Origin of the sequence: Streptacidiphilus albus JL83, assembly GCF_000744705.1 — a bacterium.
GTDB lineage: Bacteria > Actinomycetota > Actinomycetes > Streptomycetales > Streptomycetaceae > Streptacidiphilus > Streptacidiphilus albus.
The window spans coordinates 3,379,895-3,394,296 of record NZ_JQML01000001.1; the positions used below are offsets into that span (position 1 = coordinate 3,379,895).

Genomic DNA, 14,402 nt, shown 5'->3' on the forward strand with positions numbered 1-14,402 from the left:
CACACCACCGCGTCGCCATCGTATGCGAGGAAACGAGCCCCTCGGGAGGCCCGTCAGCACTATCGCTTGCTGTCACCCCTACGAGCTGGGTCGGCAGAAGCGCCATCCCCAGACAAAACGGACAGGTGAATATCTCCCGGCGATCGTTCCGGGCGGCCGATTCCGCGTCCGACCGACGCCGTGACCGTGGGCCAAGCATGCCAGGACCGGTCCGTCCGGCGTTGGACGACGGCGCCCACCCGGTGCACGAGTCGTGCGCCGCCCCCGTTCAGCAGGGCTCGCGCCAGGCGTCGAGCGCGAGGTGCTTGAGCATCGCGCTGAACCCCAGCCGCCGGGTCTGCGGGCAGAAGGCCGACGTCGGCAGGTTGTACTCGCTCTCGAACACCGCCTTGCCGGCCGCGACGAAGGGTTCGAACTGATCGCACTCCTGGTACTCGGCGCACTGTTCGACGACGGCGAAATCGAAGTCCCCCACCAGCTGCGGCACCTGGTCGGGGTCGTTCTTCAGCGCCACGGCCAGGCCCCGCTGGTGCGCCAGCGTGGCCACCATCCGGTTGAAGACCAGCTGCTCGGCGGCGGTCAGCGGAAATCCGGTGTCGTTGGCGTAGCCGTCGACATTGTCCGGCTCGACCGCGTCGAACCCCTTGGCCCGGCACATGTCGAAGCGCTCGGCGATGATCGGCCGCAGCAGGTCGGTCCGCCGGATGTCCAGCCAGCGCTCGCCCGGCCAGCCGTCCGACCGGCCCAGCAGCACGGCCGGGAACCGCTGCCGGTCGGGGCGGAAGTCCTCGTACGACCCGACGCTGACGTAGCAGACCACCTTGCGCCCCCGGGCGTGCAGCGCCGCGACGGTGGCGGCGCTGGTCCCGAACCCGTCGACGTCGTAGACGTCGGCCTTGACCCCGGTGTCGACGGTCCCGCTGAGCTGCCACTGCCAACTGGTACCCGGTTTCGGCTGCCAGCGCCGGGCGGCGGCACCGGATCCGCCGATCGGAATCGGGCTCCCCGCCGCCGGAGCGGTCGCCCCCGCAGTCGCCGGAGCGGACGCCGGAGCGGATGTCGGAGCGGATGTCGGACCCGCCGCAGGAGCCGTCGCCGGGGCGGAGGAGCAGCCGGCGAGCGCCAGCAGCAGGGCGCAGACCAGCACTGGTACGGCCCGGCTACGCGGCATCCCCGTCCCCCTTCCCGAGCCGGCCGTGGCCGACCGTCCCGGCGCCGGTCAGGCTGCCCGCCGGGGTCCGCCGCAGCCACGGCATGGGCAGGCCCCAGGGGTTGGCCCCGGTGCCCGGCGTGGCGTAGCTGACCGCCGCGTGCCGGCGGCGGGCGATCTGCGGGACCGCCGCGCACAGCCGCTCCGGGGTGCCGTGCACCAGGTGGGCGAAGCGCCCGGCCGGGAAGGACCGGGTCCAGTCCGGCACCCGCAGCGCCCGGTACTGCTCCCAGCTCCCCTCGAAGGTGACCAGCAGATCGGCCGCCTCGGCGAAGCCCTGGTGCGGGTGGACCCCCGGGTTCAGCACCACCTGCGCGGCGTCCAGCGCGCGGGCGGCCACGGCCAGACGCCGGTAGTGCGGCAGCAGTTCGGGACCGGAGCCGGCCTGGTCGAGGAAGACCCCGTCCACCCGGTACCAGTCCCGGTGGCGCTGGACGTCCGCGACCACCTCGCGGTGGCTGCGACGGCCGTAGTCGGTGTCCACATAGCCGAGCAGCGGGACGCCGGCCGCCCGCAGCCGCTCGGCCGCGGCGGCGAACTCCGGCTCCACCGCGCTCCCCGGCCCGCTGTGCGGGTTCAGCACCAGGCCGGCCACGGCCGGGGCGGACGCCGCCACACCGGCCCAGGCCCCGGGCTCGGTGGCCGGGTAGGCGTACAAGGGGACGAGCAGCCGTTGTCCGGCCGTCTCGCTGGTCGTCACTGTCGCTCCATGGGGGTTCGGATCGCCGACGCCGGATCGCCGACGTCGGAGGGGTCGGCTCAGCGGTGCACGGTCACCCGTCCCAGGGTCGCGCAGGCGCACAGCAGCAGGACCGCGGCGGCGACCGCGCCGACGGTGGTCTCGCCCACCCCGGCCACGGTCGCGGCGGCTGCCGGGGCACAGATCCCGGCGGCGAGCCAGGCCGAGCCGAGCGCCTGGAGCAGCAGCGCCGTCCAGACCGCCGCGCCCAGCGGGAGCAGCCCGGCCAGCTGCGGCCCGAACGGGAGCCCGACCAGCAGCAGGCCGAGGACCGTGCCCAGCAGCGTGAGCACGCCCAGATAGCCGGCCAGTCCGAGCAGCAGCGACTGCACCGAGCGCAGCGCGAAGCCGCGCGAGCTGGCCGCCGCGCGCAGGGCGTGGTGGATTCTTCGGCGGTAGCCGTAGAGCAGCCACTCGGCCGGGCCCATGCTGAGGGTCAGCGCGACCGTGGGCGCGACGTCGACATGGCGGCCGCGCAGCGCGGTGCCCAGCGTGAGCAGCGCCATCGCCAGGCCGAACAGGGCGTGCGGCAGCGAACTGCGGAACGGGGGCAGCGGTTCGTCCCGCTGGTCCGCGGGCTCTCCGTCCGGTCCGCGGCCCGCGTCCGCGCAGCGGCGCAGGGCACGGTTCGCCTGGAGCACCGCCAGGGACAGGGTGGTGAGCAGCAGTCCGAGCAGCAGCGGCGGCGGGGCGGTCCGGGGCAGCAGTCCGAGCAGCGAGGCCGCGCCGCCGAGCGCGGCCGGAGCCAGCGCCCCCAGCAGCGCGGTCTCGCCGCCGAGCACCAGCAGCACGCAGGAGGCGCCCATGTAGAGCGACTGTCCGGCGCAGAAGAGCAGCACTCCGCCGGAGTCCCGGCCGGTGCCCAGGGCCACGGCCAGCGCGCCCGCCAGGCCCAGCAGCGCGCCCAGCCCGCCGCCGAGGCCGAGGCAGCGGGCGGCGGACCGGCGTCCGCCCCGGCCGAGCCAGAGGTGCGCCCGGTGCGCCAGGCCCTGGTTCCAGGCCCAGCAGAGCAGCAGTGAGGCCGACAGCGCGTAGGTCCCGTGCGGCAGCCCGCCGACGTCGGCGGGGCCGCGCAGGAACGGCCGTCCGATCGGGAAGGCGAGCCCGGGCAGGGCGTAGACCAGGCCGCGCAGCAGGCTGGCGGAGAGCGGGGCACTCCACGGCGAGGGGGCCGGCTCCGGCTCCGGGTAGTCCCGCGGGGTGTCCGCGTACAGCTCCTCGGCCAGCTCGAAGGCGTCCAACCGCCCGTAGTCGCGCTGGACCTGACGGTCGGTCACCCCGTCGGCCTCGATCGCGGCGGCGACCTCGAAGGGGTGCACGGCGGCCGCCGCGATCCCGCTGAAGCGTGCGGCGGCCTCCTCGGCCGGGTCGGCGGGCAGGCCGGCCCCGGCCGGGCGGACCGAGGGCGAGGGCGGCGGCAGTGGGGACAGCCGCAGCCCGGGCAGGAGTTCGAGCGTGGCGCTCATGCCCCGCACCCCGCCAGGGCCGGGAGCGCCGCCGCGCCGCAGCTTGCGCCGGGCCGGTCCACCAGGGCCTGGTAGAGGTGGCGGAAGGTGCCCACGGTCCGCTCCAGGGTGAACTGGTCGAGCACCCGGTCGCGGGCGGCCCGGCCCAGGGCCTGCCGCCGCGCCGGATCCCGGAGCAGCCCCAGCGTGGCCCTGGCCATCGCCTCGGGCTCCCGGGGCGGCACCACCAGCCCGGTGTCGCCGACCGCCTCGCCGACGCCGCCGACGTCCGTGGAGACGGTGGCCCGCCCGCAGGCCATGGCCTCGATCAGGCTGAACGGGAAGCCCTCGGAGATGCTGGAGAGCATCACCACGTTGCCCGCCGCGTAGGCGTGGCGAACGGTGTCGATCCGGCCCTCGAAGACCACGGCCGCGCCGACGCCGAGTTCGGCGGCCAGCCGGTCGAGCCGCTCCCGGTAGCCCTCCCCGCCGGCCGGGACCGCGCCGAACAGCCGCAGCCTGGCCTCCGGCAGCTCCGCCCGGACCAGTGCGAAGGCGCGGATCAGCGTCTCCAGGTCCTTGATCGGGTCGATCCGCCCGGCCCAGCTGAGGGTCGGCGTCTCCGGCTCGGGGCCGGCATAGGGGAAGAGGCCGGGGTCGACGCCGTTGTAGACGGTGCGGATCCGTTCCGGGTCGCAGCCCCCGCGCTCCTCCCAGCGCCGGTTGTAGCGGTTGCACGGGGTGATCAGGTCGGCGCTGCGGTAGCCCTCGCCGGCCAGCATCCGGAAGAAGCCCAGGATCAGCGCCTTGACCGGCCAGCGGTAGGGCGCGGTGCGGTAGCTGAGGTAGCGCTCGCGCAGATAGATGCCGTGCTCGGAGAGGAGCAGCGGCACCCCGTGGAAGCGCCGGGCGCTGAGGCCCGGGAGCACCGCCAGGCCGCCGGTGACGGCATGCGCCACGCCCCTGGCCGGCGGCTGCACCGCGAGCGGGCGCAGCGCGTGCTCCAGCAGGTCGGTGGCCTGCAGCGCGTCCTGGACGGTGGGGCGGGCGGCGTGGGTGGCCAGGAACGGCCGGGACCACAGCGACTGGAGCGAGCGCAGCGCCCCCTCGCTGCGGAGCGCGGCCGTGAGCGAGCCGCCGGTCAGCGCGAACTCGGCCAGTTCGTACAGCTCGTCGGCGAAGTAGCGCTCGAAGTCGGCGTCGAGCAGCGAGAGCAGGAAGCGCTCGTACCCGGCCAGGAAGCGGCGCAGCCCCCGGCCGCGCGGGGCGGCGCCCGGGGGCGTCCGGCCCCAGAGCGGGGTGGAGCTCACCGAGCGGACCTGCGGCGGCAGTTCCCAGACCTGCGGTTCCCGGCCGCTGCCGGTGATGCCGAGCACGTGGAAGTCCACCTCGGGCATGCCCCGGACGAGTTGGTCGCACCAGACGCTCACCCCTCCGTGCACATAGGGGTAGGTCCCCTCGGTGAGCAGGGTGACCTCCACCGATCCGTTCGTCATGTGCGTGTGCCCCCTCCGGCATCGGCGGCTCGCCGTGGAGCGTCCGGCCTCCCCCGACGGGCCCGGACGCGGTTGCTGCGTGCTGATCTCTGACTGGAGCCGGGCCGCGCCGCGGCCGTGCTCCCCGCCTCGTGTGTGCCGCGCTCCGCGCCTGCTCCGAACGAGTACTCCGAACGAAAGCCCCGAATGTATGAAAGTCCGGGTCGTGTCCCCCGGTCGTGCGCCCGGGCTCCGGGCGCCGGGCAGGCCCCCTGCCCCGATCACGGTCACCCCCGCGACCGTGTGCTCCCCCGTCCGTCCCCCGCAGTTGCGATGCTAGGAGCCGGGACCGACGGGGCAGCGGGCCTTCTCCCGAGATGGTCGGAAAACTCACCCTGGCGAGTGAGTGGATCACTCATCTGTTCGCATCCTGCCCGCAGCCGGACACCCGTCGTCGGATTGTCGGTGGTCCCTTCTAGGCTGGCCGTCATGAGCAGCGACCCCCCGAGCCCGACCGTCACCCTGACCGCCGACGAGGCCCGCCGCATCGCGCTGCGCGCCCAGGGGCTGCTCGGCGCACCCGAGCGGCGCGGCGGGGTGCCGGGTGTGCTGCGCCGGCTGGGGGCGGTCCAGCTCGACACCATCTCCGTCCTGGCCCGCTCGCACGAGCTGATCCCCTACGCCCGGCTGGGCGCGGTCGGCCGCGCCGCGGTCGAGAGCGCCTACTGGGGCAGCGGCCGGACCTTCGAGTACTGGTCCCACGCCGCCTGCGTGCTGCCGGTCGAGGAGTGGCCGCTGTTCGCCTTCCGCCGCCGCGCCTTCCTGGCGCGCGGCCACCGCTGGCACCGGATGGAGGACGCCGAGCGCTCCTGCGCGGAGGTGCTCGCCCGGCTGCGCGCCGACGGCCCGCTGACCGCCACCGAACTGGGCGGGGCGAAGAAGGGCGGGGAGTGGTGGGACTGGTCGGAGACGAAGATCGCGGTCGAATGGCTGCTCGACACCGGCCAGGTGGTCTGCGGTGACCGGCGCTCCTGGAAGCGGGTCTACGACCTGGCCGAGCGCGCGGTCCCGGAGGCCCTGCTCGCCGCCGAGCCCGACGACGACGCCTGCCTCCGGCAATTGGTCCGGCAGTCGGGCGCGGCCCTGGGCGTGGCCACCGCCAAGGACCTCGCCGACTACCACCGGCTGAAGGCCCAGCAGGTCGGCGCGGCCCTGCCCGACTCCGGCCTGGTCCCGGTCCGGGTCCAGGGCTGGGGGCGCGACGGCGCCGCCGCCCCGGCCTGGGCCGACCCGGCCGCCCTCGCCGAGGAGCCGCGCGGCCGGCACCGCACCACTCTGCTCTCGCCGTTCGACTCGCTGGTCTGGGACCGGGCCCGCACCGAGCGGATCTTCGGCCTGGTGCACCGGCTGGAGGCCTACACCCCGAAGGCCCACCGGCTGCACGGCTACTTCGCCATGCCGCTGCTGGCCGGCGGCCGGCTCGTCGGCCGGGTGGACCCGGCCCGCGACGGCCGGACCATGGTCGCCCGGCAGGCCTCGCTGGACTCGCCGAAGTCCCTGCCCGCACTGGCCCGGGCGCTGACGGAGGCCGCCCGCTGGGTCGGCTGCGACCGTGTCCGGGTGGAGCGACTGGAGGACGAGGCGCTGCGCCCGGCGTTGGACGCGCTGCTGCGCGAGAGCCTGAACGGCCCGGACGGGGACGCCGCCGGGCAGCCGGCCGGCTGAGCCGGATCAGCCTATTTCGAGGATCTTCTCCCGCATCGCGTAGACCACGGCCTCCATCCGGGAGTGCAGCTGCAGCTTCTCCAGGATGTTGCGGACATGGTTCTTCACGGTGTTCTCGCTGATGAACAGCTGCTTGGCGATGTCCCGGTTGTTCAGCCCGGTGGCCACCAGCTTCAGCACCTCCAGCTCCCGGTCGGTCAGCCGGGGCGCGGGCAGCAGCCTGCGGTCGTCCGAGCGCTGCTGGATCATCGACTTGAACTCGGTCAGCAGCTTGGCCGCCATCGACGGGCTGATCTGCGACTGGCCGTCGGCGACGGCCCGGATCGCGGTGGCGACCTCGTCGGTGGAGATCTCCTTCAGCAGGTAGCCGGTGGCCCCCGCCTTGATCGCCTCGTAGAGGTCCGCCTCCTCGTCGCTGATGGTCAGCATGATGATCTTGGTACTCGGGGCCGCCTCCTTGATCGAGGTACAGGCCTCTATCCCGCTGCGGCGCGGCATCCGGACGTCCATCAGGATGATGTCCGGCAGCAGGTCGACCGCCTTCTCCACCGCCTCGGCGCCGTCCCCGGCCTCGCCGACGACCTGGATGTCCTCCTCCTGCGCGAGAACGATCTCCAGCCCGCGCCGGAACAGTGCGTGGTCGTCGACGACCAGGACCCTGATCGGCTCGACCTCGCGGCACGGGAGCTCACGATCCCGGTCGTCGTCGCTCCGGTGGTCCCATCGCTCCCCCATCCGGTCCTCCCCCTCGGCTGGTCGGCTCTTGTCGCTTATGATTCCACGCTCCGTGGGTCCTCCGATCAATCAGCGGTCGCCGATTCACCCGTGCGTGCATTCCAGCCGCGCCCCGGCACGCGCCAGGGGCGCGGCGCTGAGCGCCGCGCCCCTGGTCCGCGGTCGTCGGTCGGGAGCGTGAATCCGGTGTCCCGACCGGCCCGTGCTACTCCTCCAGCTTGAGATGGATCACGCCGTAGTCGTATCCGTGCCGCCGGTACACCACGCTCGGCTGCCCGGTGTCGGAGTCCATGAAGAGATAGAAGTCGTGTCCGACCAGCTCCATCTCGTAGAAGGCCTGGTCCAGCGCCATGGGCACGCCGGGGTGCGTCTTCTCGCGCACGATCAGCGGGCCGTCACCCTCGATCTCCAGGCAGCCGACCTTGGTCCGCGGCACCGCGGCCACCGGCTCCTCCGCCGCTTCGGACGCGGCCTCCTCCGCGGACAGCTGCGCCGTCGCCTCCGCCACGCTCAACGGCGAGCGGGGTCCTTTGTGCACCCGACGACGGTCGGCGACCTTGCGCAGTTGTGCGTCGAGCTTGGCGGAAGCCAGGTCCAGCGCCGCGTACGGGTCGGGCGCGCTGGCCTCGGCCCGGATGACCGGGCCCCGGCTGTGCAGCGTGATCTCCACCCGCTCGGAACGCTCCGCCTGACGCGGGTTGCGCTCCTTGGAGAGCTCCACGTCGAGGCTGATGACCTTGCCGTCGAGCTTCTGGATGCGCTCCAGCTTCTCGGCGACGTGCTTCCGGAACCGCTCGGGCACCTCGGTCTTACGACCCTTGACGACGATGTCCACGCAGATCTCCGATCCCTTGCGCTGTCGCCGCCGGACCCTGGGGTCCCGGCGGCCCATCGAGTACGCGGCACCGCCCGCTCGGGGTGGGCGAGTCCGCCCCTCACAACCCCTCCTCCCCAGTGGGAACGGTTGGAACCCCATGAAACAACGCTTCCTGGAGTTCCGCCCGCCCGGCCGTGGAGGAAACGGCGGTGATCAGGGCGGCGGCACGTCCTGCCCTCCCAAACTCGCGGCGCCGGAGGGACTTGTACAGCCCCTGGACAAGTCCTACCTCCTTTCGAGTGAACTCGCGGTAAAGCCACTACGGCGGCTGCGCCGACTGCACATGCTTGGGTCGCCATCCGTACGCACCGCGCCGTGCCCCGCGGAACCGGAGGAGGCCACCGTGCCCAACGCCGCCGTTCGCGTCCTCGACACCGCCCTCGACCTGCTCGTACCCGCCCGCTGCGTCGGCTGTGACCTGCCGCACACCCAGCTCTGCCCGGGCTGCCGGGCCCTGCTGGAGCAGGCCGAGCCCGTCGGCGCCCGCCCGGCCGCCGCACCGCCCGGCCTCCCCGAGGTCTACGCCGCCACCCCTTACGCCGGGCCGGTCCGGCAGATCCTGCTCGCCCACAAGGAGCGCGGCGCGCTGCGCCTGGCCCGTCCGCTGGGCACCGCCCTGGCCGCCGCCGTCCGCTGCGCCCTCCCCGGGCGGGCCGCCAACCGGCTCCGGCCGCTGCTGCTGGTCCCCATGCCCTCCGCGCGGGCCACCGTCCGGGCCCGGGGGCACGACCCGACGCTACGGCTGACCCTCGCCGCGGCCTCGGCCCTGCGCCGGGCCGACGTCCCGGCCCGGGTCCTGCCCGCCCTGCGCCAGCGCCCCGGGGTGGCGGACCAGTCCGGGCTGGGCGCCGCCGACCGGCAGCGCAACCTCCACGGCGCGCTGCGCGTACCCCGGCACCGGCTGCACCACCTGGACCAGGGCCTGATCGTCCTGGTGGACGACCTGGTCACCACCGGCGCCACCCTGGCCGAGGGGGCCCGTGCCCTCGGCGAGGCCGGTGCCGACGTCCTGGTGGCCGCCGTGGTGGCGGCCACCGCCAAGCACGGCCCCGGGGACCGCGCCCAGCCTCAGCCCGGGTAGCTCGGCATCGGTCCGGTCTTGGCCCCCTGTGCGTCCGCCACCGGCTGCCAGTGCGGGTTGGACGTCCCGGTCCCCTCCCAGACGTAGATCTTCCCGGGCTCCTCGGAGTCGCCCAGCAGCATCGCCGACGAGTTCGACTCCAGCGCGGCCACCGTGGTCATTCCCTCACCCGTCGACTCCGGCGCCGCCGGGGCCGGGATCAGCGTGGACGACCCGTCGATCTCCCAGACCGACAGCGCCTTGGCCGGCGTGGTCGCCGACTGGCCCAGCACCATCAGCGTGTCGTCGTCCTGCCAGGACACCGCCTGCACGCTGGTCAGCGCCGGAGCGATGGGATGCAGGGCGATGACCGTCAGCTTCGGATCGGTCGACGAGCCGGAGCGCACGACCGCGCCGACCTCGACCGTGCTCGCGCTGCCGTTGCCGACGATCATGGCGATCCGCGCCCCGTCGGCGGCGACCCGCAGCCCCTTCACCCTCGCGCCCGCCGGCAGCCCCTCCACCGTCACCGGCACATGGGCGCCGCCGCCGGGCAGTACCGCCATCACCTGCGAGTCGGCGGCCGGATCGCCGTCGGTCACCCACAGGGTGCCGGTGACATCCCAACTCGGGCTGGAGATCGCGCCCTTGACCAGACTCTGCAGCGCCGGATGCGACGGAGCCGTGGTGGCCTGCAGGGTGCTGATGTACAGCGCCTCCCCGTCCGGCGAGACCACGGCCACCTGCCCGGTACCACCCGGAGCGACGGCGAAGGCTCCGATCCCGGGCACGGTCGACGGCTCCAGCAGCCCGGGGACCGACGCGACCCGGCCCTTCGCCACGTCGAGGCTCTGCAGATGCCCCGCGCTGTCGACGAAGTAGGCGGTGTCGCCGGCCGGGGTCTGCGCCGAGGTGTACGCGCTGCTCGACGAGGCCGAGCAGGCCGCGTTGTCGGCATCGCCCTGGACCAGCGCGGCCGAGGTGATCTGCTGGCCGGCCTGGAGCGCCTGCTGGGTGGGGACCGAGTTCAGCGTGAGGTACATCTGCGCGGCCATCTCGGCGCAGGCGTTCGGACTGTTCAGCAGCGAGGCGTCCTTGGAGTCCAGGACGACCCTGGCCGTGCCGTCCGTCCCGACCGTCACCGAGTCGACCGACACCCCCGGCTCGAAGGCGGTGTCGACCGTCGGCCCCAGCCAGGACGACGCCCCGCTCACCAGGGCCTGGGCCGCGGCCTTCAGCGGGTCTATTCGGCTGCGCACCCAGATCGGATCGGCGACCATCGGCGGAGTCCCGTTGCTGCTCGACGAGCCCTTCGCGGGGAAGTACAGGTCCGCCGACTCGTACAGCCGCACGAAGTCCGACTGGCTGATGATCAGCCCCTGCGGCAGATCCGTGATCTGCCAATTGCCCTGGGGGTCCCGCTCGAAGACGAACTGCTGGGAGTAGCGGGTCTGGGTCTTGGGCGGGGAGAAGGTGTGGGAGGCGTCCAGCGTCGCCTCCACCTGCCCGGACACCTCGAAGGTCATCCGACCGCTGGCCAGGCTGCCCGACACCGGCGTCTGCTGGATGTCGTCCAACACCGTCACCTGGGCACCGGGGTTCCACGCCTTCGGTTCCGCCAGGTAGTCCTTCGCGGTGTGGTAGTCCGGCTCGTCGCTGACCAGGTCGTCGATGAAGCCGGACAGCAGGTTGGCCGGATCCTCCTTCGGCTGGGGAGGAATGGCGAAGACCACCACCTGCGAGTCCTGAACGCTGCTGCTCTGGTCGCTGGAGCCGAGGACCGGGGCGCCGCTGTCGGGCATGGTGGCGCACCCGGCCAGAACCACGCCCAGCGCCATCGCCCCCGCCGCCCGGACACTACTCCTGCGCAGCAGCACCCTCATCCCGCCCCTCCTTCGAGACCACGACCTGTGCACCGGTGGTGCCGTACCCCGACGCGGCCCGGACGTCGGCAGGATTGCTCGGCGGCAGCGGCACCCGCCCGGACGTACCCGGGATCACGGAACCGTATCCCAGCACTCCGCCCAGCCCGGACCCGAGGCCCGCCCCCAGGGTCTCGCCACGCTCGATGGTGTCGGTCAGCGCGGTGGACCCGGCCGGCCGGGCGGAACGCCGGTAGGGCATCCCCGCCACGTCCAGACCCCGGTTGCTCCGCGAGTCCTCGGGCTCCAGCGGGATCGGCGAGCGCATCACCTCGCTGCCGGCATTGCGCGGCACCGTCAGCCGGAACTGCGAGCCACCGCCCGGCTCGCCCCAGGCATGCAGCCAGCCGCCGTGCAGCGCCGCGTCCTCCAGGGCGATCGACAGGCCGAGCCCGGTACCGCCGGTGGTCCTGGCGCGGGCCGGATCGGCCCGCCAGAAGCGGTTGAACACCCGCGACGCCTCGCCCGGTTTCAGGCCGATGCCGTGGTCGCGCACGGCCACCGCGACCGCGCCGTCCCCGGCCGCGAGCCGCACCTCGATGTCCCGGCCCTCGCCGTGCTCCAGCGCGTTGACCACCAGGTTGCGCAGGATGCGCTCGATCCGGCGCGGATCGACCTCCGCCACGACCGGCTCGTCCGCGCCGCAGACCACGACCGCGCTGCCCTTGGTCCGGGCCAGCGGCTCGGCCGCCTCGATCACCCGGGACACCACGTCCCGCATATCGGCCGGCTCGGCATCCAGGATCGCCGCGCCCGCATCGAAGCGGCTGATCTCCAGCAGATCGGCCAGCAGGGACTCGAACCGGTCCAGCTGGTTCTGCAGCAGCTCCGCCGAGCGCTCCGCCGCCGGGTCGCCGAAGTCCTCACGCGACTCGTACAGCAGGTCGGCGGCCATTCGCACGGTCGTCAGCGGAGTCCGCAGCTCGTGCGAGACGTCCGAGACGAAACGGCGCTGGACCCGGGAGAGCTCCTCCAGCTGGCGGATCTGGGTCTGCAGGGCAGATCCCATCCGGTTGAAGGACTCCGCCAGCCGGGCGATGTCGTCCGTGCCGGAGACCTTCATCCGCTCCTCCAGCCGGCCGTCGGCCAGCCGCTCGGAGATCTCGGCGGCCATGCGCACCGGGGTCACCACCTGCCGCACCACCAGCCAGGAGATCGCCCCGAGCAGCAGCACCACGAACAGGCCCGCCGTCGCCAGCGTCTTGGTGACCAGGCTCAGGGTGTTCGACTCCAGCGTGAACGGAAACAGGTAGTACAGCTGGTAGGACTGGCCGTCGGCGGCCTTGAACTGCTGCCCGATGATCAGCCCCGAGGTGCTGCTGCGGGCACCGTAGTGGATGGTCGTGTACTGCTCCTGCAGGGCGTTCGGACCCCCTGCGTTGTTGGTCACCTGGGCCTGGAACTGGGTCGGGATGCTCGCGTACGGGTCCACTTCGCCGGTCGCCCGCGGCCCGTGCGCATCCGGGGTGTCCGAGGACGAGTAGCTCGACCGGATGCTGCTGTTGGGCACCATCCCGACCACCGCGTACTGGCCGGCACCACTGGTCATCATGGAGCTGACCAGGGTGGTCAGCAGGGTGCCCATGTCCGTTCCCGGCCCGGCCGCCGTCTGGCCGCCCACCGTCGTCCCGGTGGCGGAGCCCCGCCCGGAGCCGTCGCTCTCGATGGTCTTGGCCAGCGTCTGGGCCTGGTTGAACCCACTCTGGGCCTGGACCCGGGCCGCGTCCTGCTTGGCGTCGAGCAGGCCGTTGCGCACCGCGCTCATCACGACGACGCCCAGGACCAGCACCACGCCCAGCGACAGCACCAGCGTGCCGGCCACCACCCGTACCTGGATGGACCGCCGGTACAGCCTGGTCAACCGGACGAACGGGCGCGACATCCGGCGCCGGAGCATGCCGACGAGCGAGCCTATGCCGCTCGACGACGAACCTATGGAAGCCGACCGCCCGCCGACCGGCTCGGGCGCGGCGGGGGGCCGACCACTCATATCAGCTCGGTCCCGCCTTGTAGCCGACCCCGCGCACCGTCACCACGATCTCGGGACGCTCGGGGTCGCGCTCGATCTTCGACCGGAGCCGCTGGACGTGCACGTTCACCAGCCGGGTGTCGGCGGCGTGACGGTAGCCCCAGACCTGCTCCAGCAGCACCTCACGGGTGAACACCTGCCAGGGCTTGCGGGCCAGCGCCACCAGGAGATCGAACTCCAGGGGGGTGAGCGGGATCCCGCGCCCCTCACGCTTGACCGAGTGGCCGGCCACGTCGATGACCAGGTCACCGATGGACAGCTGCTCCGGGCTCGGCTCCTCAGCCCGACGAAGCCGGGCGCGCACGCGAGCCACCAGCTCCTTCGGCTTGAAGGGCTTGGTCATGTAGTCGTCCGCCCCCGACTCAAGGCCGACGACCACGTCCACGGTGTCAGTCTTGGCGGTAAGCATGACAATCGGTACGCCGGACTCGGCGCGGATCTGACGACAGACGTCGATCCCGTCCCGGCCAGGCAACATCAGGTCGAGCAGCACCAGGTCGGGCTTCACCTCGCGGAAAGCGGCCAGAGCCTTGTCGCCGTCAGCGACGAAAGATGGCTCGAACCCCTCCCCACGCAGCACGATGCCAAGCATCTCAGCCAGAGCAGTGTCGTCATCGACGATCAAGACGCGTCCCTTCATGAACCCATGGTCTCATTGCGGAAACGTGAGTTGGGGCACAGTGGACAGAGAGATCCGCCACTCGTTCGAACTTTTCGGGCTGGCAATGGGTCGCTTCAGCAACAAACCGGACTTTTCGGCGGCCCCGAACGGCCCCGTCGAACCCTGAACCAGCCCTGCTCGGCCGGGTTCTACCGGGGTCGACACGTGCTCGGGCCGGTGCGGGCCGGTGCACGGTCGACGGCGCGACGGGTCGAGCCGAGTCCGGTGATGTGAAGTCGACCACGGGAGCGTCTCCCCGGCGCCGGGTCGCCGGCCCGGACACACCGACTCGACCATCCCCGGGTGTGCCCGGGTGTGTGTCCGTTCCGGTGTCCGGACATGCCGAAGAGCCCCCTGACCAGTGGTCAGGGGGCTCTTCGATAAAGGTTGTTCGGCGGCGTCCTACTCTCCCACAGGGTCCCCCCTGCAGTACCATCGGCGCTGTGAGGCTTAGCTTCCGGGTTCGGGATGTAACCGGGCGTTTCCCTCACGCTATGACCACCGAAACACTATGAAGATATCGA

11 protein-coding genes and 1 rRNA gene are annotated in these 14,402 nt (G+C 72.9%); 2 read left to right on the plus strand and 10 right to left on the minus strand.

Annotated elements, in window-relative coordinates:
• Positions 1-268: 268 nt before the first annotated feature.
• From BS75_RS14510 to pelF, 4 genes are read right to left on the minus strand one after another with little or no spacing between them, the layout of a single operon-like run.
• Positions 269-1,171, minus strand: a complete 903-nt coding sequence (locus BS75_RS14510) for an endo alpha-1,4 polygalactosaminidase (protein ID WP_034088526.1) — start codon at positions 1,169-1,171, stop codon at positions 269-271.
• Positions 1,161-1,910, minus strand: a complete 750-nt coding sequence (locus BS75_RS14515) for a spherulation-specific family 4 protein (protein WP_063771620.1) — start codon at positions 1,908-1,910, stop codon at positions 1,161-1,163. Before BS75_RS14515 ends, BS75_RS14510 begins: the two co-directional genes overlap by 11 nt.
• Positions 1,911-1,969: 59 nt before the next feature.
• The gene (locus tag BS75_RS14520; protein WP_034088527.1) at positions 1,970-3,415 is read right to left on the minus strand and encodes a hypothetical protein; all 1,446 of its coding nucleotides are present in this window, start codon (positions 3,413-3,415) and stop codon (positions 1,970-1,972) included.
• A complete protein-coding gene (gene pelF, locus BS75_RS14525; protein WP_081982316.1) occupies positions 3,412-4,890 on the minus strand; it encodes a GT4 family glycosyltransferase PelF in 1,479 nt (492 codons plus the stop codon). The genes BS75_RS14520 and pelF overlap by 4 nt, the downstream gene beginning before the upstream one ends.
• A 468-nt stretch (positions 4,891-5,358) precedes the next feature.
• On the opposite strand from pelF, the gene BS75_RS14530 reads away from it, so the two are divergent.
• Positions 5,359-6,594: a winged helix-turn-helix domain-containing protein gene (locus tag BS75_RS14530; RefSeq protein WP_034088528.1), complete on the plus strand. Its 1,236-nt coding sequence runs from the start codon at positions 5,359-5,361 to the stop codon at positions 6,592-6,594.
• 6 nt (positions 6,595-6,600) lie between these two features.
• On the opposite strand, the gene BS75_RS14535 is transcribed toward BS75_RS14530, so the two are convergent.
• Entirely contained in the window at positions 6,601-7,329 is a 729-nt protein-coding gene (locus BS75_RS14535) for a response regulator (protein WP_034088529.1), read from the minus strand.
• Between the two features lie 205 nt (positions 7,330-7,534).
• Positions 7,535-8,164: a ribosome hibernation-promoting factor, HPF/YfiA family gene (gene hpf, locus BS75_RS14540; protein WP_034088530.1), complete on the minus strand. Its 630-nt coding sequence runs from the start codon at positions 8,162-8,164 to the stop codon at positions 7,535-7,537.
• A gap of 385 nt (positions 8,165-8,549) precedes the next feature.
• On the opposite strand from hpf, the gene BS75_RS14545 reads away from it, so the two are divergent.
• Positions 8,550-9,287 carry a ComF family protein gene (locus tag BS75_RS14545; protein ID WP_034088531.1) on the plus strand — a complete coding sequence of 246 codons (738 nt, stop codon included), beginning with the start codon at positions 8,550-8,552 and terminating at the stop codon, positions 9,285-9,287.
• On the opposite strand, the gene BS75_RS14550 is transcribed toward BS75_RS14545, so the two are convergent.
• The 4 genes from BS75_RS14550 to rrf all read right to left on the minus strand — a co-directional run bounded on the left by BS75_RS14550 (position 9,275) and on the right by rrf (position 14,384).
• The gene (locus BS75_RS14550; RefSeq protein ID WP_081982318.1) at positions 9,275-11,149 is read right to left on the minus strand and encodes an LpqB family beta-propeller domain-containing protein; all 1,875 of its coding nucleotides are present in this window, start codon (positions 11,147-11,149) and stop codon (positions 9,275-9,277) included. The genes BS75_RS14545 and BS75_RS14550 overlap by 13 nt on opposite strands.
• A complete protein-coding gene (gene mtrB / locus BS75_RS14555; protein ID WP_408022535.1) occupies positions 11,124-13,070 on the minus strand; it encodes an MtrAB system histidine kinase MtrB in 1,947 nt (648 codons plus the stop codon). The genes BS75_RS14550 and mtrB overlap by 26 nt, the downstream gene beginning before the upstream one ends.
• Positions 13,071-13,179: 109 nt before the next feature.
• Entirely contained in the window at positions 13,180-13,857 is a 678-nt protein-coding gene (mtrA, locus tag BS75_RS14560; RefSeq protein WP_034088533.1) for an MtrAB system response regulator MtrA, read from the minus strand.
• A gap of 410 nt (positions 13,858-14,267) precedes the next feature.
• Positions 14,268-14,384: ribosomal RNA gene (rrf, locus tag BS75_RS14565) — 5S ribosomal RNA — on the minus strand.
• Positions 14,385-14,402: the final 18 nt, after the last annotated feature.

Excerpts from the sequence above, each read along its gene's own strand:
- BS75_RS14510 (WP_034088526.1), bottom strand. The coding sequence starts at position 1,171 with ATGCCGCGTAGCCGGGCCGTACCAGTGCTGGTCTGCGCCCTGCTGCTG.
- BS75_RS14520 (WP_034088527.1), bottom strand. The coding sequence starts at position 3,415 with ATGAGCGCCACGCTCGAACTCCTGCCCGGGCTGCGGCTGTCCCCACTG.
- pelF (WP_081982316.1), bottom strand. The coding sequence starts at position 4,890 with ATGACGAACGGATCGGTGGAGGTCACCCTGCTCACCGAGGGGACCTAC.
- BS75_RS14530 (WP_034088528.1), top strand. The coding sequence starts at position 5,359 with ATGAGCAGCGACCCCCCGAGCCCGACCGTCACCCTGACCGCCGACGAG.
- BS75_RS14535 (WP_034088529.1), bottom strand. The coding sequence starts at position 7,329 with ATGGGGGAGCGATGGGACCACCGGAGCGACGACGACCGGGATCGTGAG.
- BS75_RS14550 (WP_081982318.1), bottom strand. The coding sequence starts at position 11,149 with ATGAGGGTGCTGCTGCGCAGGAGTAGTGTCCGGGCGGCGGGGGCGATG.
- mtrB (WP_408022535.1), bottom strand. The coding sequence starts at position 13,070 with ATGTCGCGCCCGTTCGTCCGGTTGACCAGGCTGTACCGGCGGTCCATC.
- mtrA (WP_034088533.1), bottom strand. The coding sequence starts at position 13,857 with ATGAAGGGACGCGTCTTGATCGTCGATGACGACACTGCTCTGGCTGAG.